Consider the following 22,132-nt stretch of genomic DNA (forward strand, 5'->3'; position numbering starts at 1 on the left):
ACCGGCACGGCCGGCGCGGCGACCGGCGCCACGACACCGGTGGGCGCGGGCGGCGGCGGTGCGGGCGGCTCCACCGTCCGCGTGGCCGACGCGTACCCCGTCCCGGACGCGAGGGCGGCCGAGGCGAAGAGTCCGGCGGTGAGTACGGCGGCGACGTACGCCGGCCGTCTGGTTCGGGTCCGTTGCAGTGGGGCCATGTCCACTCCTCGCGCTTCATTTCCACCGTCCACTGACACTCAGTCATATGAATGCGAATTGCGCCAACCGAGGCCGGGCGCCGGGTGAATGCCCGCTCACCCGCACGGGTGAGAAATCAGAAGCGAAGAACCAGAAGCGATCCCAAGGAAACATACCCATGCCGTCCTTCGACATCCGCGTGCCCGCCGTACTGCTGCGCACCGACCGGAATCCCTTTCACCACGGCACGCTGGGAGCCGTACGCTCGCTCGGCCGGGCAGGAATCGACGTACACCTGGTAGCGGATTCCAGCGGAAGTCCGGTGCGCGCCTCCCGTTTCGTGTGCCGGATGCATCCGCCGCCCGCGCCCGGGGCCCCGCCGTCCGAGATCGCGTCGACGTTGCGCCGAGTGGCGGCGCGGGTGGGCCGGCCCGCCGTACTGATCCCCATGGATGACGCGAGCGCCGTGGCCGTGGACCGGCTGCGGGCCGAGCTCTCGCCCCGTTTCCTGCTGCCCTTCGCCCCCGCGGGTCTCGCCGAGCGGGTCGCGGACAAGGCCGAACTGGCCGCCGTCTGCGAGTCCGCGGGCATCGCGCACCCGCTGACGCTGGTCCCGGACGGGCCCGCGCAGGTGGACTCGGCGGTCCGTCGGCTGGGGCTGCCGGTGGTCGCGAAGTGGAGCCGTCCCTGGCTGCTGCCCGCAGGTTCGGACTTGCGCAGCACGACGGTGCTGACCTCCGCCCGGGAGGCGCGGACCCTGTGCGGGCGGGCCGAGGAGGCGGGCAGCCGGCTGCTGCTCCAGGCGTTCCTGCCGCCGGGCCCCGACCGGGACTGGTTCTTCCACGGGTACGTGGACCGGTCCGGGGCGGTGCGCGGCGGCGGCGCGGGCCGCAAGCAGCTGGCCTGGCCGCGTGGCGCCGGCCTGACCGCGGTGGGCCGCTGGACGCCGAACCCGGCCGTGCGGGCGTCGGCGGAACGGCTGGTCGCGGCGCTCGGCTACCGCGGCATCCTCGACCTGGACTTCCGCCGCGACGGCTCGACCGGCGCCTACCACCTGCTCGACTTCAATCCGCGGCCCGGCGCGCAGTTCCGGCTGTTCGCCGACGGGGCGGGGCTCGACGTGGTGCGGGCCCTGCACCTGGACCTGACCCACCGTCGGCTGCCGGCGCCCGTCCCCCTCCCGGGCCGGACCTTCGTGGTGGAGAACTACGCGCCGCTCTCGGCGGCCTTCCGCCGCGGGAGCGAACTGGCCTGGCACGCCCGGGACGACCTCGCGCCCGGGGCCGCCCTGTGGGCGCTGTGGTCCCGCCACGTGGTCCGGCGCGCGGCCCGTCGACTGCTGGACCTCGTCCGCCGCACGGCCCCCGCGCCGGCCACCGACGCGCACCCGGTACGGCAGACCGCACCTTCCGACGTGGGTCACCTGCGCCCGGACCACCCGTTCCCGTCCGTGAAGCCCCTCTCCGCGGACGCCCTGTCCGTGAAGTCCCTGTCCGTCAAGCCCCTGTCCGACGAAGAGAAAGCGAGCAGTCACTGATGTACGACCTGCTGGTGGTGGGAGCCGGCCCCTACGGCCTGTCCATCGCCTCCCATGCCGCGGCGGCCGGTCTGAGCCTGCGGGTGTTCGGCCGGCCCATGGCCTCCTGGCGCGACCACATGCCCCGCGGCATGTTCCTCAAGTCCGAACCCTGGGCCTCCAACCTCTCGGATCCCGAGGGCCGGCTGAGCCTGGCCGCCTACTGCGCGGAACAGGGGGTGGAGGCCCGGCACGGGGCACCCATCCCGGTCGAGGTGTTCGCCGCGTACGGGCTGTGGTTCGCGCGGCACTCGGTCCCGGAGGTGGACGAGCGCACGATCGCGCACATCCACCCCTGCCCGGGCGGTTTCGAGGCGGTCACCGAGGACGGCGCGGCCGTGCGCGCGAGGACGGTCGCGCTGGCGGTCGGCGTGCTCCCCTTCACCGAAGTCCCGGCCAGTCTGCGCGAGTTGGCGCCCGAGCACCTCTCGCACAGCAGTCATCACAGCGATCTGGACCGGTTCGCGGGCAAGGACGTCACCGTGGTCGGCGGTGGCCAGGCCGCGCTGGAGACGGCGGCCCTGCTCGCCGAACAGGGCACCCGCGTCCGGATCGTGGCCCGGGCCCCCGGCCTCTCCTGGAACGACGTGCCGCCGCCCTGGGAACGCCCGTGGTGGCAGTCGGCCCGCGCCCCGCACAGCGGCCTCGGCCCCGGCTGGCGCAACTGGTTCTACGCCGAACGCCCCGGCGCGTTCCGCCGCCTCCCCGAGCCCACCCGCGCCCGGATCGCCACCACGGCACTCGGCCCCGCGGGTGCCTGGTGGATCCGCGACCGGGTCGAGCCGTCCGTCGAGCTGCTGCTGGGCCACGAGATCGCGGCGGCCTACGGGTCCGGAGGCGGCGTACGCCTCGAAGTGCTCGGCCCGGACGGTGGGCTGACGTCCCTGGACACCGAACACGTCATCGCCGCCACGGGGTTCAAACCGACCCGGGAACGCCTGGGGATCCTGACGGCGGACGTGCACGACGGCCTGACCGCCTCACCCGACGGTTCCCCTTACGTGGGGCGGGAGTTCGAGTCGTCCTGGCCGGGGCTCTTCATGGCGGGCCTGGTCACGGCGGCCGGCTTCGGCCCGGCCATGCGGTTCGTGCACGGCGCCACGTTCACGGCCCGGACCCTCGTACGGGGAGTGCGGCGCCGGCTCCGTACGGGACCGGTCCTCCTGCCCCTGCCGGGCGCGCGGGAGCGGCGCGGGGTGCTGGGAGCGGCGGGACGCTGACCGCCCGGACGCCACATGCCGGGTGCCGGGCGCCGGGTGCCGGGCGGGTGGCGTCCCGCAACCCGGCACCCGGCACCCGGCGTGTCGTCAGCGGCGGGACGCGGCCCGGTTGCGTCGGTACAGGACCGCTCCCCCGAGCAGCAGACCCGCGCCGGCGGCCGAGGCCGCGAGCATCCCGTCGACACCGGTGTGCGCCAGCTCCGGCCAGGGGCTCGCGCCGGAGGAGGGCGGGGAGTGCGGGGACGACGGATGCGGCGCTCCCGGCGTACCCGTGGTGGGCGGCACCGTCGACGGGGGCCCCGTGGTGGGCGGCACCGTCCCGGGCGGACCCGTCTCGGGGGGCGTGGTCGTCGGCGGGGTGGTGTGCGGAGGTGTCGTGTGGGGCGGCGTGGACGGGCGCCCGGACGGCGGGGTGTCGTCGTCGCCGTAGCCCTTCGGTCCGTCGTGCCCGCACCTGCCGCCGAACGCGGGGTTCAGCAGCCCGGCCGCGTCCGCGCTGTCACCGCACGCGTTGGCCGGAGCGTCCACCGGGGCCTCGTCGGTGTTGCCCGACCCGACGCCGGGCGCCTCGTGCGTACCGCCGTGCGTGGAGGAGCCGCCTCCGTGGTGGCCGGAGCCGCCGCCCTGATCCGAGCCGTAACCGTGGTCCGTGCCGTGTCCGCGGCCGGAACCGCCGCCGTGGTCCGAGCCGTAACCGGCCGGGGCTCCGTGGCGGGGCCCGTCCGGCTTGCGGTGCTTGCCGGTGGGGGTGGCGCAGGAGTTGCCGAACGACGGGTTGAGGCCGGCGGCCGCGTTCGCGGAGTTGCCGCACGCGTTCACGGGCACGCCCACCGGTGCCTGCACGTTGTTGCCGGACAGCACTCCGGGCGAGTCCGCCGCGACGGCGTGCCCGTCCGAGTCCGCGAACGCCTGGGAGGCGTACAGGGACAAGATGCTCGTCGCGGCGGCGGCCGCGACCATTCCCTTGCTCAGGGTCTGTCGCAACTTCGTTGTCTTCTCTGCTGGTAGAAGTGGGAAAAGCCGGCCTTGGCACCGGAAAGCGGTCCAAGGCCGGCGTGACTCAGCCGTTCGGCTGGTGCGTTACGACGTCAGTCGTTGACGCACACGTTGCCGAACGCCGGGTTCAGCAGGCCGATCACGTTGATCGAGTTGCCGCACACGTTGACAGGAATGTGCACGGGCACCTGGAGAACGTTGCCGGAGAGGACGCCGGGCGAGCCGACGGCGGCACCCTCGGCCTCGGAGTCGGCGAAGGCCGGGGCGGCCATGCCCATGGCCATGATCGCGCCGGCGATGACGACGGCACTCTTCTTGTGCTTCACGTACTTCCCTTTCTCTGCGGTCATGCCCAATGACGGCCGAAACCGGACGAGCCCAGCCTGAACGACTCGCACCATGACCTGCGGGCTGTTGAACGAGGGGACGGGGGACGAAGAAACTACAGAAAGTGCGACTCTCCGGTATTTCACCCGAACGCCGGGAGCGGAATGGATGGCGAAACGTCACTTCACAAAGACAGAAAAGGAAAACAGAAAATAATCCCGACGAACCCGGGCGGCCCCGCCGCACAGCGCGGCGGGGCGGCCCGGGCGGTCCTCGCGACGGCGGATCAGCTGCCCGAAGCGCCGTTGCCCGAGAGCACCGGGATGTTGCTCAGGAGGTGCGAGATCGGCTCGTCGCCCTTCGCCTGGGTGGAGTTCTCGGCGCACTGCTGGTTCTGCGGGGCCGACAGGATCGGCACGTCCTGCAGAACGGTGACCGGCACCAGGACGCCCACGAGCGAGGCCAGGTTGGCCTTGACCGGCACCCCGAGGCAGAGCTTGTTGAGCGAACCCTGCACGAGCTGGCCCTGGGGGCTCATCTCGCCCTCCGCCTTGGCGTTGCCGTACACCTGCTCGGCGTGGTTGCCGTTGGCGGTGGTGACGCCGCTGTCGTTGCCGATGGCAAGCGCCTGCGGGGCACCCGCCGCCGAGACACCGACGACAGAAGCGGCGACCGCCGCCGTGGCCATTGCCTTCTTGAGCATTTCTCCGGTCCTTTCCTGTGCAGAGACCCGTGTTCCTGCTCCCGCATCAACCGGAGGCGGGCCGATTGGTTTCGAGGTGTCACCCGGTTGGCCCGTTCGACGGCCCGTAATTCACGGAAAGTCTCGCGCGCGTGTGTAGGACAAACGGCCTTCCCAAATGGGCCATCGGAGTGAATCGGAGCAACTATGCGGGCCGGACGGAGTTGTCCAGGTCGCTCCGGTGGACGGGGTTACTCCAGAAGGGACCAGCAAGTGATCAAGAAGGTTATGGCTGCCGCGGCGGTCGCCGCTTCCGTCGCCGGTGTTTCGGCTGCCGCCGCGCCCCAGGCGATGGCGATCGGCAACGACAACGGCGTCACCACCGCCAACGGCAACCACGCCGCGCAGATCTACGGCAACCAGGCCACCTACGGCGACATGAGCCCGCAGATGGCGCTCATCCAGGGCTCGCTCAACAAGCCCTGCATCGGCCTGCCGGCCAAGGCCAACCTGGCCTCGCTCGTCGGCCTGGTGCCGATCACGGTCGCCCAGGACGTGCCGATCCTGTCGGCCCCGCAGAACCAGCAGTGCACCGAGAACTCCACGCAGGCGAAGGGCGACGAGCCCCTCTCGCACATCCTCAGCAACATCCCGGTGCTCTCGGGCAACGGCGCCTCCGGCAGCTGATCTGCCGCATCACCCAGCGGGCCGCCGGCCTTCCCGGCGGCCCGCTCCCCCTGCCACGTCAACGGCGGCGCGTAGCTCCGGTCCCGAGGAAAGCCTGTGGGCCAATCGGGGCAAACCCCGCAACCGCACCGTCCACCGCACTGTTGATGAATATGCGGCTCCGTCACGGGGGCCACTCTCCGAAAGGGAACGAAAATGAAGAAGCTGATGGCGACCGCGGCCATTGCCGCCTCTGTCGCCGGTCTGTCGGCCGCTGGCGCGCCCCAGGCGCTGGCCATCGGCAACGACGACGGCGTCACCACCGCCAACGGCAACGGTTCCGTCCAGAAGTACGGCAACCAGGCCACGCACGGCAAGATGAGCCCCCAGCTCTCGCTCGTGCAGGGCACGCTGAACAAGCCGTGTGTCGGTCTGCCGGTCAAGGCCAACCTGGCGTCGCTCGTCGGTCTCGTGCCGATCACCGTTCTGCAGGACGTGCCGATCCTGTCGGCCCCGCAGAACCAGCAGTGCACCGAGAACTCCACCCAGGCGAAGGGCGACGAGCCCCTGTCGCACATCCTGGACAACATCCCGGTGCTCTCGGGCAACGGCGCTGCCGGAAGCTGACCTTCCCAGCTCCACCATGCTCCGCGAACAGCGGGTCACCCCTCGGGGGTGGCCCGCTGTTCCCGTGCGTGGTGTTCCGACACGTGCTGTTCCCGGGCCTGCGACGGGTTGTCGTAGAGCGTCTCGATGTCCCGCGCGTACGCCGCCGTCACCGCGTGGCGCTTGATCTTCAGGGACGGGGTGAGCAGGCCGTTCTCCTCGGTGAACTCGCCCTCGACCAGGGCGAAGTCGCGGATCGACTCGGCCCTGGAGACGGCCTGGTTCGCGTGGTCCACGACCTTCTGGACGTCGGCGCGCAACCGGGGATCGTGGATCAGGTCGGACAGCGGGGTGTCGGCCGGCATCCCGCGGACGTACAGCCAGTGGGTGAGGTCCTCGCGGTCCAGGGTGATCAGGGCGGCGATGTAGGAGCGGTTGTCGCCGACGACCACGCACTGGCCGACGGGGGGCCGGCTGCGCAGCCTGTCCTCCAGGACGGCCGGGGAGACGTTCTTGCCGCCCGAGGTGACGAGGATGTCCTTCTTGCGGCCGGTGATGGTGAGGTAGCCGTCCTCGTCGAGCGAACCCAGGTCGCCGGTCGCGAACCACTCGTCGGCCAGTACCGCGTCGGTGGCGGCCGGGTCGTTCCAGTAGGAGCCGAAGACGATGCCGCCCTTGATGAGCACCTCGCCGTCGTCGGCGATACGCACGGCCGTGCCCGGGACGGGGAGGCCCACCGTGCCGGGGCGGGGCCGAAGGGGCGGGACGATCGTCGCGGCGGCGGTGGTCTCGGTCAGACCGTAGCCCTCGTAGACGAGGATCCCCGCGGCGTAGAAGAAGAGGCTGAGTTCGCGGTCGAGCGGGGAGCCGCCGCTGATGGCGTAGCGCGTACGGCCGCCGATCTCCTTGCGGACCCGGCGGTAGACCAGCAGGTCGTACAGGGCCCAGGCGGCGTAGAGGCCGGGCCCTGGGCCCTTGCCGCGGCCGAGGAACTTGTCCAGGTGCAGTTCGCCGAAGCGGACGGCGACGCGGTGCGCGCGGTCGAAGGAGGCGCCGCGGCCGATGCGTTCGGCGGTGGCGCGGCCGGTGCCGTGGATCTTCTCGAAGAGGTAGGGCACGCCGACCAGGAACGTGGGCCTGAACCCCCGCAGCGCCGGGCGGAGTTCGTCGGGCTTGATGCTCGGGAAGTGGCCCAGCTCGATCCTGGCCATCAGGCAGGAGATCTGGAGGGTGCGGCCCAGGATGTGGGCGAGCGGGAGGAAGAGGAGGGTCGAGGCCTGCTGGCCGGTGACCTCCTTGAAGACGGGGTGGAGGAGTTCGACGGTGTTCGCGGCCTCGGCGTACAGGTTGGCGTGGGTGAGGACGCAGCCCTTGGGGCGGCCGGTGGTGCCGGAGGTGTAGCAGATCGTCGCGACGGTGTCGGGGGCGAGGGCGGCGCGGCGCTTGGTGACCTCCTCGTCGGGGATGTCACGGCCCAGGGCCGTGAGTTCGGCGACGGCGCCCCCGGTCCCGCCGGTGCCGGTTCCGTCGGTTCCTGCACCGGCGTCGAGTTGCCAGATGCGGGGTGGTGCCGGGTGGTCGGCCGTGCCGGTCGTGACCGCCGCCGCGTTCCCCGGTGTCTCGACGACGGCGAAGCGGGTGGCGGAGTCCCGGACGATCCACTCGATCTGCTGGGGCGAGGAGGTGGGATACACCGGGACGGACAGGCCGCCCGCGGCCCAGATCGCGAAGTCGAGGAGCGTCCACTCGTAGCGGGTACGGGACATCACCGCGACGCGGCCGCCCGGTTCCAGGCCCGCGGCGATCAACCCCTTGGCCACGGCGGTGACTTCACGGGCGAAGGCGGCGGCGGTCACCGGCTGCCAGGTGTCGCCTTCCCGGCGGCGGAGGACCACGGCGTCGGGAGCCTCGGCCGCGTTGGTGAAGGGCAGGTCGGCGATGCTGCCGGTGGTGGGTCGCGGGGCGAGGGCGGGCATGCGCGCCTCGCGGACCGCGCCGCTCTCGTCCCTCGTGAGGTCGACCTGGACGCGGCCCCTCGGATCGGTGCGCCTCTTCGCCTGTTTCAGTTCCCTGCGTACGCCCATGACGGCTCCCGGTGGCGGCTCGCGGTGCGGTGGCGCTCACTCGTTGCGGTGACGCTTACTTACTGTGGAGTAAACTTACTCATGCGTAGGGGATTTTCAACAGGTCCGTCAAGCTCGGCCGGACGAGGGCCGATGAACGGATCATGACGTCGACGCACTCCCCCGCCCGCCCCTCGTACTTCCTCTACGGCAGGAGCCGTCCGCCCTCGTCGTCCGTCCTGTCGCCGCCCGGGTCCGGGCCCGGTACCGCGTGGGCGGGCCGGCTGCGGGTGGCGGTGTGGGCCGTGCCCGCGCTCCTCGTCGCGTACGCGGGGTTCCGGCGGCGGTGGATGTCCGACGACGCCTACATCTACGTACGGACCGTGCGGCAGGTGCTCGCGGGGAACGGGCCCGTGTTCAACGCGGGTGAGCGGGTGGAGTCGTCGACCGGCACCCTGTGGCAGTGGCTGCTCGTCGCGGCCGGGGCGGCGGGGGTCGATCCGGCGTCGGCGGCGGTGTACGGGGGGCTGCTGCTGACCGCCGCCGGGTTCGCGCTCGCGGGGATCGGCGCGCTGCGGACGTACGGCGGGGTGCGGGTGGCCGTGCCGCTGGGGTCGCTGGTGCTGCTCGGGCTGCCGCCCGTGTGGGACTTCGCGACGTCGGGGCTGGAGACGGGGCTCGCCACGTGCTGGATCGCGGGGGCGTGGCTGGCGCTGACGGCGCGGCCCGGCTCGCTCGGCACGTCCGCGGTCATCGGGCTCGGGCCTCTGGTGCGGCCCGATCTGGGGCTGGTGACCGTGGTGTTCCTGGCCGCGCAGTGGCTGCTCGTACGGCCGTCGTGGCGCAGGGCGTTCGCGGGGGCGGGGGCGGCGGGGGCGCTGCCGGTCGCGTACGAGGTGTTCCGGGCCGGGTACTACGGGCATCTGGTGCCGCTGCCCGCCGTGACGAAGGAGGCCTCGCAGAGCCTGTGGGGGCGGGGGCTGGTCTATCTCGGGGACTTCGCGCAGCCCTATCTGCTGTGGGTGCCCGCGGTGTTCGTGGCGGCGGCGGTGCTGTCCCTGTGCGGGCGCGGCCGGCTTCGCGGGGCCGGGGTGGCGCGGGTCGTTCCCGTCCTCGCGCCGGTCGTCGCCGGGGCGCTGTGCTGGCTGTACGTGGTGAAGGTCGGCGGGGACTTCATGCACGGGCGGATGCTGCTGCCGGGGCTGCTGTTGATGCTGCTGCCCGTCTTCGTCGTACCGGCGACCCGGGTGGGCACGCTGGCCGCGGTCGGTGTCGGAGTGTGGGCGGTGGTCTGCGCGGGCTGGCTGCGGATGCCGTACGGCGGGCAGATCGGGCCGGCGGGGATCGCGGACGAGCGGGGCGTGTACGTGCGTCACAACGCCGATCCGCATCCCGTGCGGCACACCTTCGCGGGGGCGCCGCACCATCTGCGGTACGCGCGTCAGGTGGCGGAGGCGGGTCGTTCGGGGGCGGCGGTGCTGGTGCTGGGCAAGGACGGGTGGGTGAGGGGTTCCTCGGGCGGGGTGACGGCCAGTTATGTGGTGCTGGGGCTCAACGGCTCGGTCGTTCCCCTGGACGGGGCCGCGCTGGATCCGATCGGGCTCGCGTATCCCCTGGCGGCGCACTCCGAGCGGGTCGGGGCGGGGCGGGTGGGCCATGACAAGCATCTGCCGGTGGCCTGGCTGGTGGCCGACCGGGGGGTGAGGGCGCCCTCCTGGGTCCGCCCGGCCGAGGTCGCCGCGGCGCGGCGGGCCCTGCGGTGCGGGGCTCTGGCCGAGCTGGACGGGGCTGTGCGGGGGCGGTTGACGGTAGGGCGCTTCCTGCGGAACGTCGCGGGGGCGTGGGAGCGGACGTCGTTCCGCTTTCCGAATGACGCGGGGCGGGCGGCCGGGGAGCTGTGCGGGTGACCTCCGGTCGGGGGGCGGGTGCGGTTGGGTGGGGCTGGTTGCGCCGTTCCCCGCGCCCCTTCGGTAGGAGGACCACCCGTCGAGGGAATGGTGCGGGTACGTGAGGGTTGCCCGCGCCGTTCCCCGCGCCCCTGAAGGTGGGACACGGGCACCCTCGCCGAGACGTGCGGGTCGGTCAGGGCTGAGCTGCGCCGTTCCCCGCGCCCCTGGAGGTGGGACGCGGGCACCCCCGCCGAAATGTGTGGGTCGGTCAGGGCTGAGCTGCGCCGTTCCCCGCGCCCCTGGAGGTGGGCCACGGGCACCCCTCGCCGAAACGTGCGGGCCAGTCAGGGTTGAGCGCGCAGTTCCCCGCGCCCCTTCGGGCGCGCCTGGGCGGCGGGGCGGCTTTTAGGGGCGCGGGGAACTGCGCGGCCAACCCCAACCGAGCCGCACCCGATCCTCCGCCTCAAGCCCCACCCCCCCCCAGGGGCGCGGGGAACTGCGCGGTCAGTCAGCCCCCGCCGAGCCGCACCCATCCCTCCGCCTCAGGTCCCACCCCCCGGCTCAGGGGCCCGGCTGGGTTAGGTGTTCAGGGTGGAGGCCTGGGTGATTGTGGAGGACAGTTGTTGGATTGCGGGGCTCTCCGTTGTTGAGGCCAGAGCCTTCGCGTGGCGGGCCAGTTCGGGTAGTGGTAGCGCGCCCGGGAGCGCACTCCATCGGCCGTCGCCCGCGCGCAGCGCGTCCGCGAAGTACGCCGCGACCGCCGTGACCTGGAGCCCGCTGCGCGCCGTCGTCGGGCCCCAGAGCGGCCCGTCGAGGGAGTCCGCCTCCACCCGGCCCGTCTCCTCGTGCGGGACCCGGGTCGAGGGGTCGAGCCACCGCACGGTCGCGGTGGCCACGTGCCCCCTCGCCCCCGGCTTGACCCGTACCGCGTACAGCGCCGTCACCGTGTGGCCGGGACCGGTCTCGCCGCCGTCCACCCGGTCGTCGCGGAAGTCCTCGTCGGCGACCTGCCGGTTGTCGTAGCCGATCAGCCGGAACTGGTCCACCGTCGCCGGGTCGAAGGCGACCTGCGCCTTGGCGTCCCGCGCGGTGAGGTCGATGTTGCGCGGCAGTTCGTCGCAGAAGACCTTGCGGGCCTCCTCCGCACTCGACACGTACGTGGTGTGGCCGTCTCCCTTGTCCGCGAGGCGTTCCATCAGCGCGTCGCCGTAGTCGCTGCCCACGCCGACCCCGAAGAGCGTGATGCCGTGCGCGCGGCGGGCGTCCGCGATCCGGTCGAGGATGGCGTCGGCGTCGGTCTCACCGGTGTTGGCGAGGGCGTCGGAGAGCAGCACGACCCGGTTGGTGGCGCCTTCGCGCAGCCCGTCCACGGCCGTGCGGTAGCCGGTCGCGACGCCCGCGCCGAGGTTGGTCGAGTCGGTGGGTTCGAGGGTGTCGATCGCCTCGTGGACGCGGCCCCGGTGGTCGCCCAGGCGCGTCATCGGAAGCACGGTCCGTGCCTCGTCGCTGAACGCGACGAGCGCGACCGCGTCGTCGTCGCGCAGCCGGTCCGTCATCACGTCCAGGGATTCCTTGGCCAGGTCGAGCCGGCCCGGTTCCGCCATGGAACCGGAGACGTCGATGACGAAGGTGAGGGCGGCCGGCGGCCGTTCGCCGCTGTCCTCGGCCCCTCGGGTGGCGAGGCCGACCCGGAGGAAGCGCCAGTCCCGGTTCTCCTGGCCGAAGGAGTCGGAAGAGCCTGAGTAGTCCTCCTCTCGCGAGGGGGTGTCTGCGGCTGCCGTGCGGGCGCCGTCCATCGTGACCGTGAAGCCGTTGCCGTCGGGGCGCTCGTAGTTCTGGCGGAAGCTGTTGACGAACTCCTCGGGGCGGACCGTCGACGGATCGGGCCGCCGGCCCTCCCGCAGAGTCCGCCGCGCGTAGCCGTACGACGCGGTGTCGACGTCCAGGGCGAACGTGGACAGGTAGTCGGCCGGCGGCGCGGTCTCCCGGAGTTCGCCCTTCCGCTCATCGCCCTGGCCGCCCTGGTCGCCCTGGCCGGTCCCGCCGTCCATGTCCGGCGGACCGGTCGGCTGAGCCGGGGCGGGGGCCGGGAAGCCGTTGTCCTGCCGGGCCTTGCCGCTGCCCCCGTCGTTCGAGTCCTCGCCCACTCCACCGCCGCAGGCGGTGAGCAGGAGCCCGAGGGAGACGGTCGCGGCGACGAGCGCGCCGCGCACCCGCCGCCGCTGCCGTTGCTGCCGCCGCGAGCCCGGCGGTCCTCCCCGTGTGTCGAACCGCTCTGTCCGATGCCGTTCGGTGCGCCTCATGTGTGTCCCCTCGGTGACCGCTGTGAGCCGACGTCTGTGACTGTGACGGCCGAGGCGGGCGGAAGGAGCGGCCCAAGGCGTTGCGGATGGATCTCGATGCGGCCACGGTGGGCGGCCGTCGAGACCGGTGGGTGATCCTCCGGAGACCTGAAGGTGTCCGAAGGGCCCGTACGGCGGTTTCAGAAGGTCAGAAGGGGACTACGACACCACGTCCTTGCGGGCGAACCCGCGGAAGGCGAGGGCGAACAGCACCAGCGCGTACGTGACGGAGACCGCCGTGCCCTGGATCATGCCGCCCCATTCGGGGTTGGGCTGCACCGCGTCGGCCCACGCGAACTGCCAGTGCGCGGGCAGGAAGTGGCGCCAGTCGCCGAGGGCGGTCACCGCGTCCAGTACGTTCCCGACGATCGTCAGGCCGACCGCGCCTCCCACCGCGCCCAGCGGGGCGTCGGTCTTGGTGGACAGCCAGAACGCGAGCCCGGCGGTGACCAGTTGGGACGCGAAGATGAACGCGATCACGATCACGAGGCGCTGGGCCGCCGTGCCCGCGGACAGGGAGCCGCCGGTGGGGATCTCCAGCGGACCCCAGCCGTACGCGACCGAGCCCACCACCAGCGCGACCACCGGCAGCAGCACCATCGCGGCGAGGCTGAGGCCGAGCGCCACCACGAGCTTGGACCACAGGAGGCGGGCCCTCGGCACGGGTGCGGCGAGCAGGTAGCGCAGGGAGGACCAGCTGGCCTCCGAGGCGATGGTGTCGCCGCAGAACAGCGCGACCGGGATGACCAGCAGGAAGCCCGCCGAGACGAAGAGGTTCGTCGCGGCGAAGTTGGCGCCCGACGCCGTGGCCGTGTCCATGAGGCTGACCCGGCCCTCGCGGCCCTCCGGCTGGCCGCCGATCGCGAAGGCCACCACCAGCACGAACGGCAGGGCGGCGAGGATCGCCCCCATGACCAGCGTGCGGCGCCGCTTCAACTGGCGCATCAGCTCGACCCGCAGCGGGAGTGTCCGCCCGGCCCGGTAGCCGTCCGCCACTTCGGCACGCTCTACAAGTGTGCTCACGCGGAGCCTCCGATCAGGGTCAGGAACGCGTCCTCCAGGCGGCGGTGGGGGCCGAGGGAGGCCACCGGTACCTCCAGCCGGACCAGCTCCACGAGGAGCCGGGCGGCCGCCGCGGAGTCGTCGACGGCCGCGGGGTCGATGACGGCCCCGGATGCGACGACGATCGCGGAGTCGATACCAGTCGTGGAGTCGACGGCGGTCGCGGAGTCGGTACCGGCCGTGGATCCGACGACTGCCGCGGAGTCGGTACCGGCCGCGGAGTCGACAACCGCCGTTCCGGAACTTGCCGTTCCGGACAGTGTCGTCCCGGAACTCGCCGCCCCGAGAGCCGCTGTCCCGGAACTCACCGTCGCGCCCCGCGCGGTCAGCCGTATCAGCAGTCCGTCGTCCGTGCGGGTCGCCGAGTCGACGCCCGGGAGCGCCGCCACCTTTTCCACCAGCGGGTCCGGGACATCGGCCGCGAGGCCGACGAGGAGGGTGTCGCCCGAGCCGATGATCTCGTGGACCGGTCCTGCCTGGACCAGTCGGCCCCGGTCCATGACGACCAGATGCGTACAGGACTGCTCGACCTCGGCGAGGAGATGGCTGGACACGATGACCGTGCGCCCGGCCGCCGCGTAACGGATCATCACCTCGCGCATCTCGCGGATCTGGGGCGGGTCGAGGCCGTTCGTCGGCTCGTCGAGGATCAGCAGGTCGGGGAGGCCGAGCATGGCCTGGGCGATGGCCAGGCGCTGTCGCATGCCCTGGGAGTACGTGCGGACCGCGCGGGCCAGCGCGTCGCCCAGGCCCGCGATCTCCAGCGCCTCCTCCAGGTGGGCGTCCTCGGGCGGACGGCCGGTGGCCTGCCAGTACAGGTCCAGGTTCTCGCGGCCGGACAGGTGCGGGAGGAAGCCCGCGCCCTCCACGAAGGCGCCGACCCGGGAGAGGACCGGCGCGCCCGGCCGGATCGCGTGCCCGAAGACGCGGATCTCGCCGCCGTCGGGCTTGATGAGGCCCATGAGCATGCGCAGGGTGGTGGTCTTGCCCGCGCCGTTCGGGCCGAGCAGACCGAGTACCTGGCCCTTCTCCACGCGGAACGACAGGTCCTGGACGGCATAGCGGTCCGCCGACTTCGCGTACCGCTTGCTCAGGTCGGTGATCTGGAGCGGGACCTCGGCGAGCGCCGGGTCGGGCGGGGTCGCGGTGGTCCGGCGGCGGCCCGTCAGGAGCAGGGCGAGCGCGGTCAGCGCACCGGCGATCGGCAGCCACCACACCCAGGCCGGCAGCGAGGCGGCCGCGGTCGTCACAGCGGGCGCGGTCGGCACGGCGAGGTCGCTCTTCAGGGAGACGGTGTACGTGGCCGGGGCCGCCGGGGACGCGTAGCCGAGGTCGGTCGAGGCGAGGACCAGGCGCAGACGGTGGCCCTCCTGCACCTCGTGGTCGATGGCGGGCAGGGTCAGCCGGACGTCCTTGCCGTTCTCGTCGTCGGTCGTGACGCGGACCGGGGTGACCAGCTGGGACGGCAGGACCTGCTGCCGGCCGCCGGGGCCGACGTCGTACACCTTGGCGAAGAGGACGGCCTCGTCGGTCGTCGACTTCACGTTCACCGTCACGGTGGGCGAGCCGGTGATCCGCAGGTCCTTCGTCACTGCCTTGGAGTCGAAGCGCGCGAACTGCCCGGGGAAGTCGAGTGACACCCCGACGCCGAGCGAGGACAGCTGGGAGAGGCCGCCCGCGCCGCCGAGACCGGGCAGCGCCGAGATGCCGGGCGGGCTGGCGCCGGCCGGGTTGGAGAACTTCTGCTCGCGTCCGCTCAGCGCCACCTGCCGGTCGCCGCCGGTCAGGCCGGGGTAGGTGTCCGCGTCGGCGCCGCGCAACTGGGCGCCGCCGTCGGTCGAGTCGATGCCGCCGGTGCGGGTGACGCGGAACGCGGGGCCCGTGTCGGCGTTCTTGTCGTCCTTGAGGTAGCGGTCGAACCACGAGGTCACGCGTGCGTGCAGGCGGTCCGTCTCCATGTCGCCGCCGTCATGGCCGCCGGCGATCCAGTCGACGTCCACGGGGGCGCCGTTCGCCCTGACGGCCTTGGCGATCTTGTCGGCCTGGTCGAGCGGGAAGAGGGAGTCGGTCTGGCCCTGCATGATGAGCGTGGGGACCTTGATGCGGTCGCCGACGGCGGAGGGGCTGCGCTCCTGGAGGAGTTTCATGGCCGCCGCGTCGGGCTTGCCGGACTCCGCGACACGCTCGTACATCTCGCAGAGGCTCGCCTCGAACGTGTCGCAGCCGCCGCCGGAGTTGATGAACATCCCGGCCCAGAGCTTCTTGAAGACGCCGTTCGGGAACAGGGCGTCCGCGAGGTTCCAGTACGTGATCGCCGGGGCTATGGCGTCCACGCGCTGGTCGTAACCGGCGGCGAGCAGCGAGACCGCGCCGCCGTACGAGGCTCCGGCGACGCCCACCCGGGGGTCGCCGGTCTTGTCGAGCTCGACCTCGGGGCGCTTCGCGAGCCAGTCGATGAGCTTGGAGACGTCGGCGACCTCGCCCTTCGGGTCGTTCAGGCCGATCTTGCCCGTGGACCTTCCGAAGCTGCGGGACGACCAGGTCAGTACCGCGTAGCCGTCGCGGGCGAGGTCCTCCGCCTGCTTGCGTACGTCCTCCTTGTTGCCGCCGAAGCCGTGCGTCAGGAGGACGGCGGGGCGGCGGCCGGCGTCCTTGGAGCCGGCGGTGAAGTACGACGTGTCGATGTCCACCCCGGCCGCCGTGGGGAGGAGGCGGTCCGCGCGGTGCACCGCGGGTGGGCCGTCGTCGGCGACCGCGGTCCATGTGCCGGCGCCGGCGAGCACGACGACGAGGGCCGCGGCGGTCCACCGTCGCGGCCCTCGCAACCACCGTCGTGGTGCTGCGGGCATTCGAAGATCCATGGTTCAACGGTACGGGGCCCTGCCGGGCGGGTGGGCCGTCGGTGGGGGGAGGTGGGCGGTATCCCGTAGGAGTACGGGGGACTGGCGTGTACCGCGGGTGCGGTATGGGTGCGGGTTCGTTGTGGCTTGTTGCGCCGTTCCCCGCGCCCCTGACAGCGACAGGATTGCGCCGTTCCCCGCGCCCTTGAAGGCAAAAGCCACAGACTGCGCCGTTCCCCGCGCCCCCTAGAAGGAAAAGCCGAAGATTGCGCCGTTCCCCGCGCCCCTGAAGGCACGAGCACGCGTGTTTCTAGTCCTTGGGGATTGTTACCAGCCAGTGGGTGGAGTGGCGGGGGCGTAGGTAGAGGGCCCAGTAGAGGGTTGCGGCTGCTGTGATGCCGCCTGTCCAGGCCAGGTAGGTCGGGTCCTGCATGGTGAGGACGTAGGCCAGGACCGCGATCAGGAGGACCGGGAGCACCGGCCACAGCGGCATGCGCCAGGCGGACGTGTGGGCGTGGGGGCCTCGGCGGGCCAGCAGCGCGGCCACCGCGACCAGGATGTACATGCTGGTGACGGAGACGCCCGTGATGCCGTACAGGGTGTCGAGGTTCACGAAGCACAGGACCGCGCCGGGAATTCCCACCACGAGCGTCGCCACCCACGGGGAGCCGAAGCGGCCGAGCTTGGACAGGACGTTGTTGACCGGGGCGGGCCACGCCTTGTCCCGGGCGGAGGCGAACAGTACGCGGGAGTTCTGGATGACCATCACGATGCCCGCGTTGATGATGGCGAGCGCCACACAGAGGCTGACGAACGTGCCGACCGCCGAGTTGGACCAGGCGGCGACCATGCCGCTGATGTCGCCGCCGGTGAGCGCGGCCAGGTCCGGGGCGCCCACGGTGATCGCCGCCACCGGCACGAGGATGATCACCGTGGAGATGGCGAGGGTGGCCAGGACCGTACGGGCCACGTTGCGGCGCGGGTTCTCCAGTTCCTCGGAGAGGTAGACGGCCGTCGAGAAGCCCTGGGTGACGAAGAGGGCGATCGCGAGTCCGGAGACCATCAGCATCACCGTCACGGTGTCCGGGTGGCCGCCGGATCCGGCCACCTCCATGGACACCAGGCTGTCCGCGCCCCGCTCGGCGTGCGCGAAGCCCAGGACGGCCACCACGGCCGCCGCGATGACCTCAAGGACCAGGAAGATCCCGGTGATCCAGGCGTTGGCCCGCAGGTCGAGCAGGCCCGCGAGGGTGGCGAGCACCATCACGCCCGCGCCCGCCCAGGACGGGTCGAGGTGGACGACGGGCGCGAGGTAGTCCGCCGTACCCATCGCGATCACCGGCGGGACGATCATCACCACGAGGAGCGACAGGACGAAGACGAGCCAGCCCGCGAGCCGGCCGGCCATCGTCGACACCATGGCGTACTCGCCGCCCGCGCTGGGGATGAGGGTGCCCAGCTCCGAGTAGCAGAACGCCACGGCGATACAGAGCAGCGAGCCGATCGCGACGGTCAGGGCCGTCGCCGTGCCGAGGGACCCGAACAGGTCGGGGACGACCACGAAGAGCGTGGAGGCCGGCGTCACGCAGGAGATCGTGAGGAGGGTGCCGCCGACGACGCCGATGGACCGCTTGAGCGTACGGGGGCCGTTCTCGTGGGGACTGCCGTCCGGCGCCCCGGGGACGGCGGTGGAGTCGACAGGGCGGAGCGTGTCGGTCATGGAGCGGTTCCGATCGACTCGTGCGGCGGGGTGCGGCGGTGGTGTCGGACGGGAGCGGTATCGCCTCCGGCGGCTGCGGCGGCTGCGGGATGGCCTGAAGGCGTCGTGATCGGGTGAGGGGTGGTGCGTGCTCCCGTGCCGCATCGAACCCTGCGGAATCCGAATCGTCAACGGTTCTTCACCTACGGAATCCGTAGGTGAAGGAGGGGTTGACTGCCGTTCATGGCAGCAAGGGGCAAGTGATCCCGGCCATCCCGTCCGTGCGGGAACCGCAGCGCGGGCCCAGAAATTCAACTGCCGGATTCACAGGCGGAGCGCACCGGACGGCGACGGCCCGCCGCCGCCGGGGAGGCGGACAGCGGGCCGTGGGTGGAGCCGCGAGCGGTGACTCAGTGGTTGCGCGGGAAGCCGAGGTCCACGCCCGCCGGGCCCTCCGACGGGTCCGGCCAGCGGGTCGTGACGACCTTGCCGCGGGTGTAGAAGTGCGTGCCGTCGTTGCCGTAGATGTGGTGGTCCCCGAAGAGGGAGTCCTTCCAGCCGCCGAAGGAGTGGTAGCCCACCGGCACCGGGATCGGCACGTTCACGCCGACCATGCCCGCCTCGATCTCCAGCTGGAAGCGGCGGGCCGCGCCGCCGTCCCGGGTGAAGATCGCGGTGCCGTTGCCGAAGGGCGAGTTGTTGATGAGGGCGACCCCCTCGTCGTACGTGTCCACGCGCAGCACGCACAGCACCGGGCCGAAGATCTCGTCCCGGTAGGCGTCCGAGTCGGTCGGGACCTTGTCGAGCAGCGAGAGCCCGATCCAGTGACCGTTCTCGTGGCCCTCGACCGTGTACCCGGTGCCGTCGAGGACGACCTCGGAGCCCTGGGCGGCGGCGCCCGTCACGTACGAGGCGACCTTGTCGCGGTGGGCGGCGGTGATCAGCGGGCCCATCTCGGAGGACGGGTCGTTGCCGGGGCCGATCTTGATCTTCTCGGCGCGTTCGCGGATCTTGTCCACCAGTTCGTCGCCGATCGCGCCGACCGCGACGACGGCCGAGATGGCCATGCAGCGCTCGCCCGCCGAACCGTAGGCGGCGGAGACGGCCGCGTCCGCCGCCGCGTCCAGATCGGCGTCGGGCAGGACCAGCATGTGGTTCTTGGCGCCGCCGAGGGCCTGGACGCGCTTGCCGTTGGCGGAGGCGGTGGTGTGGATGTACCGGGCGATCGGGGTGGAGCCGACGAAGGAGACCGCCTTGACGTCCGGGTGCTCCAGGAGGCGGTCGACGGCCACCTTGTCGCCGTGCACGACGTTCAGGACGCCGTCCGGCAGCCCTGCCTCCGCGAACAGCTCCGCGAGCCTGACGGCCGCCGACGGGTCCTTCTCGCTCGGCTTCAGTACGAAGGTGTTGCCGCAGGCGACGGCCAGCGGGAACATCCACATCGGCACCATCGCCGGGAAGTTGAACGGCGTGATGCCCGCGACGACACCGAGCGGCTGGCGGATCGAGGCCACGTCGACCCGGGAGGCCACCTCCGTCGACAGCTCGCCCTTCAGCTGGACGGTGATCCCGCACGCCAGGTCGACGATCTCCAGACCGCGGGCGACCTCGCCGAGCGCGTCCGAGTGCACCTTGCCGTGCTCGGCGGTGATCAGCTCGGCGATCTCGTCGCGGTGGGCGTCGAGCAGGGCGCGGAACTTGAAGAGGACCGTGGACCGCTTGGCGAGCGAGGAGGTGCCCCAGGTCGCGTAGGCGTCCTTCGCGGCGGCGACCGCGGCGTCCACCTCCTCGACGCTCGCGAAGGCGACCTTCGTGGTGACGGCGCCGGTCGCGGGGTCGGTGACCGGCCCGTACGTGCCCGACGCGCCCGCGGCGTTTTCGACGTGCCTGCCGCCGATCCAGTGGTTGACGATCTTCGTCATGCCCGAGAACTCCTTGTCATGCCCAAGAACTACGTCACAGATGGCGGCGCCGGGTGGAGGCCAGCCGTTCGTACAGCGCGCGTGCCTTGACCGCCGACGGTCGGGTCGCGGTCTCGGCCACGGGAACATCCCACCAGGCCTGGGCCGGGGGCGCGCCCGACACTGTGTCTGCCGTTTCGGTCTCCACGTAGACACATGTGGGAGTGTCGGCGGCCCGTGCCTCGGTGAGGGCGGTCCGCAGGTCGTCCACGGTCTTGGCGCGCAGCACCCGCATGCCGAGGCTCGCCGCGTTGGCGGCCAGGTCGACGGGGAGTGGGCGCCCCGTGTACTTGCTGTCCTCGGAGCGGTGCCGGTAGTCGGTGGCGAACCGTTCGCCGCCGACCTTCTCGGAGAGGCCGCCGATCGACGCGTATCCGTGGTTCTGCAGGATCACCACCTTGATCGCGATGCCCTCCTGGACGGCGGTGACGATCTCGGTGGGCATCATCAGGTACGTGCCGTCGCCGACCAGCGCCCACACCGGCCGGTCGGGGGCCGCCATCCGGACGCCGATCGCGGCCGGGATCTCGTAGCCCATGCAGGAGTAGCCGTACTCGACGTGGTACTGGTCGCGGGACCGGGCGCGCCAGAGTTTGTGCAGGTCGCCGGGGAGTGATCCGGCGGCGTTGACGATGATGTCGTCGCCGGTGACCAGGTCGTCGAGGGCGCCGAGGACCTGCGGCTGGGTGGGGCGCGCGTAGGGGTCCTCCGCCTCGAAGGCCGCGTCGACGCGGTGCTCCCAGCGCTCCTTGTCGTCGGTGTACTCGGTGACGTACGCGGGTCCGGCGCGGTGGCCGTGCGGGGCGAGGGCCGCGGTCAGGGCCTCCAGTGCCGAGCGCGCGTCGGCGACCAGCGGCTGCCCGGCCATCTTGTGGCCGTCGAAGGAGGCGATGTTGATGTTCAGGAAGCGCACGCCCGGGGCGGCGAAGAGGGTGCCGGAGGCGGTGGTGAAGTCGGTGTAGCGGGTACCGACGCCGATCACCAGGTCGGCGGTGCGGGCGAGTTCGCAGGCGGTCGCCGTGCCGGTGTGCCCGATGCCGCCGACGTCCGCCGGGTGGTCCCAGGTGAGCGAGCCCTTGCCGGCCTGCGTGGCGGCGACCGGGATACGGGTCAGGTCGGCGAACTCCCTCAGCGCGTCCTCGGCCCCGCTGTGGTGGACCCCGCCGCCCGCTATGAGCAGGGGGCGCCGGGCGATGCGTATCGCCCTGACCGCGGCGGCCAGTTGGGCGGGGTCGGCGACCGGACGGCGTACGGTCCAGACGCGTTCGGCGAAGAACTCGTCCGGCCAGTCGAAGGCCTCCGCCTGGACGTCCTGCGGGAGCGCGAGGGTGACGGCGCCGGTGTCGAGGGGGTCGGCGAGCACGCGCATCGCCTGGAGGGCGGCCGGGACCAGGGCCTCGGGGCGGGTGATCCGGTCGAAGTATCTCGACACCGGGCGCAGGCAGTCGTTGACCGACACATCGCCCGCGTACGGGACTTCGAGCTGCTGGAGGACCGGGTCGGCGGGGCGGGTCGCGAAGACGTCACCGGGCAGCAGGAGCACGGGGAGGCGGCTGATCGTGGCGAGGGCGGCGCCCGTGACGAGGTTGGTGGCACCGGGGCCGACGGACGTGGTGACGGCCTGGGCGGAGAGGCGGTCGCACTGACGCGCGTAGCCGACGGCCGCGTGCACCATGGACTGTTCGTTGCGGCCCTGGTGGTACGGCATGTCGTCGCCGTACTCGACGAGCGCCTGCCCCAGCCCGGCGACGTTGCCGTGTCCGAGGATGCCCCAGGTGGAGTCGATCAGGCGGCGCCGCACGCCGTCGCGCTCGGTGTACTGGACGGTGAGGAACCGCACCAGCGCCTGCGCGACCGTCAGCCTTGTCGTCCTTGACCTCGGCTCTGTCATCGGTAGCCCTCTGCGCTCTCTACGTGTCACGGGTGGAATCACGGATGGAAGCTGATCCGCCACGTCATACGTCCGAACGGGCCCCTACGTCTCTACGGCCCGCCCGCCAATCCGATCCGCGTACACACGCCGATC

At 72.1% G+C, this 22,132-nt stretch carries 15 protein-coding genes and 1 pseudogene; 5 read left to right on the top strand and 11 right to left on the bottom strand.

The genetic code is table 11. The features are described 5' to 3' along the window. Positions 1 to 197, bottom strand: a pseudogene (locus IE278_RS26155) (hypothetical protein); the annotation flags it as partial. A 158-nt stretch (positions 198 to 355) separates the two neighbouring features. Between IE278_RS26155 and IE278_RS26160 the strand changes: the two are divergent. Together IE278_RS26160 and IE278_RS26165 are read left to right on the top strand one after the other, a co-directional pair. Next, positions 356 to 1,714, top strand: coding sequence for a carboxylate--amine ligase (locus IE278_RS26160; RefSeq protein WP_189775720.1), 1,359 nt, complete (start codon positions 356 to 358; stop codon positions 1,712 to 1,714). Then, positions 1,714 to 2,973 (top strand): FAD-dependent oxidoreductase, encoded by a 1,260-nt coding sequence (locus IE278_RS26165; protein WP_189775721.1) that lies wholly within the window; start codon positions 1,714 to 1,716, stop codon positions 2,971 to 2,973. Before IE278_RS26160 ends, IE278_RS26165 begins: the two co-directional genes overlap by 1 nt. 87 nt (positions 2,974 to 3,060) lie before the next feature. Here the strand turns inward: IE278_RS26165 and IE278_RS26170 are convergent, their stop codons facing one another. The 3 genes from IE278_RS26170 to IE278_RS26180 form a co-directional block, all read right to left on the bottom strand. Beyond that, positions 3,061 to 3,957 (bottom strand): chaplin, encoded by an 897-nt coding sequence (locus IE278_RS26170; protein WP_246570678.1) that lies wholly within the window; start codon positions 3,955 to 3,957, stop codon positions 3,061 to 3,063. A gap of 104 nt (positions 3,958 to 4,061) precedes the next feature. Further along, complete coding sequence (locus tag IE278_RS26175) at positions 4,062 to 4,319, bottom strand: chaplin (RefSeq protein ID WP_189775722.1); 258 nt, start codon at positions 4,317 to 4,319, stop codon at positions 4,062 to 4,064. A gap of 263 nt (positions 4,320 to 4,582) precedes the next feature. Beyond that, positions 4,583 to 4,999, bottom strand: a complete 417-nt coding sequence (locus tag IE278_RS26180; protein ID WP_189775723.1) for a rodlin — start codon at positions 4,997 to 4,999, stop codon at positions 4,583 to 4,585. 252 nt (positions 5,000 to 5,251) lie between these two features. Between IE278_RS26180 and IE278_RS26185 the strand changes: the two genes are divergently transcribed. Together IE278_RS26185 and IE278_RS26190 are read left to right on the top strand one after the other, a co-directional pair. Next, positions 5,252 to 5,665, top strand: coding sequence for a rodlin (locus tag IE278_RS26185; protein WP_189775724.1), 414 nt, complete (start codon positions 5,252 to 5,254; stop codon positions 5,663 to 5,665). A 195-nt stretch (positions 5,666 to 5,860) separates the two neighbouring features. Next, positions 5,861 to 6,271, top strand: coding sequence for a rodlin (locus IE278_RS26190; RefSeq protein ID WP_189775725.1), 411 nt, complete (start codon positions 5,861 to 5,863; stop codon positions 6,269 to 6,271). Positions 6,272 to 6,306: 35 nt separating this feature from the next. Here the strand turns inward: IE278_RS26190 and IE278_RS26195 are convergent, their stop codons facing one another. After that, complete coding sequence (locus IE278_RS26195) at positions 6,307 to 8,334, bottom strand: AMP-dependent synthetase/ligase (RefSeq protein WP_189775726.1); 2,028 nt, start codon at positions 8,332 to 8,334, stop codon at positions 6,307 to 6,309. Between the two features lie 143 nt (positions 8,335 to 8,477). Here IE278_RS26195 and IE278_RS26200 point away from each other — a divergent pair, with 143 nt between their 5' ends. Then, complete coding sequence (locus IE278_RS26200) at positions 8,478 to 10,220, top strand: arabinofuranosyltransferase AftB family protein (protein ID WP_189775727.1); 1,743 nt, start codon at positions 8,478 to 8,480, stop codon at positions 10,218 to 10,220. A gap of 560 nt (positions 10,221 to 10,780) precedes the next feature. Here the strand turns inward: IE278_RS26200 and IE278_RS26205 are convergent. From IE278_RS26205 to iolD, 6 genes are all read right to left on the bottom strand, one after another. Continuing rightward, on the bottom strand, positions 10,781 to 12,505 hold the full coding sequence (locus tag IE278_RS26205) for a vWA domain-containing protein (RefSeq protein ID WP_189775728.1): 1,725 nt from the start codon (positions 12,503 to 12,505) through the stop codon (positions 10,781 to 10,783). A 198-nt stretch (positions 12,506 to 12,703) separates the two neighbouring features. Next, positions 12,704 to 13,567: an ABC transporter permease gene (locus IE278_RS26210; protein WP_189775729.1), complete on the bottom strand. Its 864-nt coding sequence runs from the start codon at positions 13,565 to 13,567 to the stop codon at positions 12,704 to 12,706. Continuing rightward, entirely contained in the window at positions 13,564 to 16,467 is a 2,904-nt protein-coding gene (locus IE278_RS26215; RefSeq protein WP_189775730.1) for an alpha/beta fold hydrolase, read from the bottom strand. The genes IE278_RS26210 and IE278_RS26215 overlap by 4 nt, the downstream gene beginning before the upstream one ends. Before the next feature lie 289 nt (positions 16,468 to 16,756). Further along, positions 16,757 to 18,166, bottom strand: coding sequence for an APC family permease (locus IE278_RS26220; protein ID WP_189775731.1), 1,410 nt, complete (start codon positions 18,164 to 18,166; stop codon positions 16,757 to 16,759). Positions 18,167 to 18,555: 389 nt separating this feature from the next. Then, complete coding sequence (mmsA, locus tag IE278_RS26225; protein WP_189775732.1) at positions 18,556 to 20,067, bottom strand: CoA-acylating methylmalonate-semialdehyde dehydrogenase; 1,512 nt, start codon at positions 20,065 to 20,067, stop codon at positions 18,556 to 18,558. Positions 20,068 to 20,101: 34 nt separating this feature from the next. After that, complete coding sequence (gene iolD / locus IE278_RS26230) at positions 20,102 to 21,997, bottom strand: 3D-(3,5/4)-trihydroxycyclohexane-1,2-dione acylhydrolase (decyclizing) (RefSeq protein WP_189775733.1); 1,896 nt, start codon at positions 21,995 to 21,997, stop codon at positions 20,102 to 20,104. Positions 21,998 to 22,132 lie beyond the last annotated feature (135 nt).

It is taken from the genome of Streptomyces tauricus (assembly GCF_014650955.1).
Lineage (GTDB): Bacteria > Actinomycetota > Actinomycetes > Streptomycetales > Streptomycetaceae > Streptomyces > Streptomyces tauricus.

Excerpts from the sequence above, each read along its gene's own strand:
- IE278_RS26160 (WP_189775720.1), top strand. The coding sequence starts at position 356 with ATGCCGTCCTTCGACATCCGCGTGCCCGCCGTACTGCTGCGCACCGAC.
- IE278_RS26165 (WP_189775721.1), top strand. The coding sequence starts at position 1,714 with ATGTACGACCTGCTGGTGGTGGGAGCCGGCCCCTACGGCCTGTCCATC.
- IE278_RS26175 (WP_189775722.1), bottom strand. The coding sequence starts at position 4,319 with ATGACCGCAGAGAAAGGGAAGTACGTGAAGCACAAGAAGAGTGCCGTC.
- IE278_RS26180 (WP_189775723.1), bottom strand. The coding sequence starts at position 4,999 with ATGCTCAAGAAGGCAATGGCCACGGCGGCGGTCGCCGCTTCTGTCGTC.
- IE278_RS26190 (WP_189775725.1), top strand. The coding sequence starts at position 5,861 with ATGAAGAAGCTGATGGCGACCGCGGCCATTGCCGCCTCTGTCGCCGGT.
- IE278_RS26195 (WP_189775726.1), bottom strand. The coding sequence starts at position 8,334 with ATGGGCGTACGCAGGGAACTGAAACAGGCGAAGAGGCGCACCGATCCG.
- IE278_RS26200 (WP_189775727.1), top strand. The coding sequence starts at position 8,478 with ATGACGTCGACGCACTCCCCCGCCCGCCCCTCGTACTTCCTCTACGGC.
- IE278_RS26205 (WP_189775728.1), bottom strand. The coding sequence starts at position 12,505 with ATGAGGCGCACCGAACGGCATCGGACAGAGCGGTTCGACACACGGGGA.
- IE278_RS26215 (WP_189775730.1), bottom strand. The coding sequence starts at position 16,467 with ATGGATCTTCGAATGCCCGCAGCACCACGACGGTGGTTGCGAGGGCCG.
- IE278_RS26220 (WP_189775731.1), bottom strand. The coding sequence starts at position 18,166 with ATGACCGACACGCTCCGCCCTGTCGACTCCACCGCCGTCCCCGGGGCG.
- mmsA (WP_189775732.1), bottom strand. The coding sequence starts at position 20,067 with ATGACGAAGATCGTCAACCACTGGATCGGCGGCAGGCACGTCGAAAAC.
- iolD (WP_189775733.1), bottom strand. The coding sequence starts at position 21,997 with ATGACAGAGCCGAGGTCAAGGACGACAAGGCTGACGGTCGCGCAGGCG.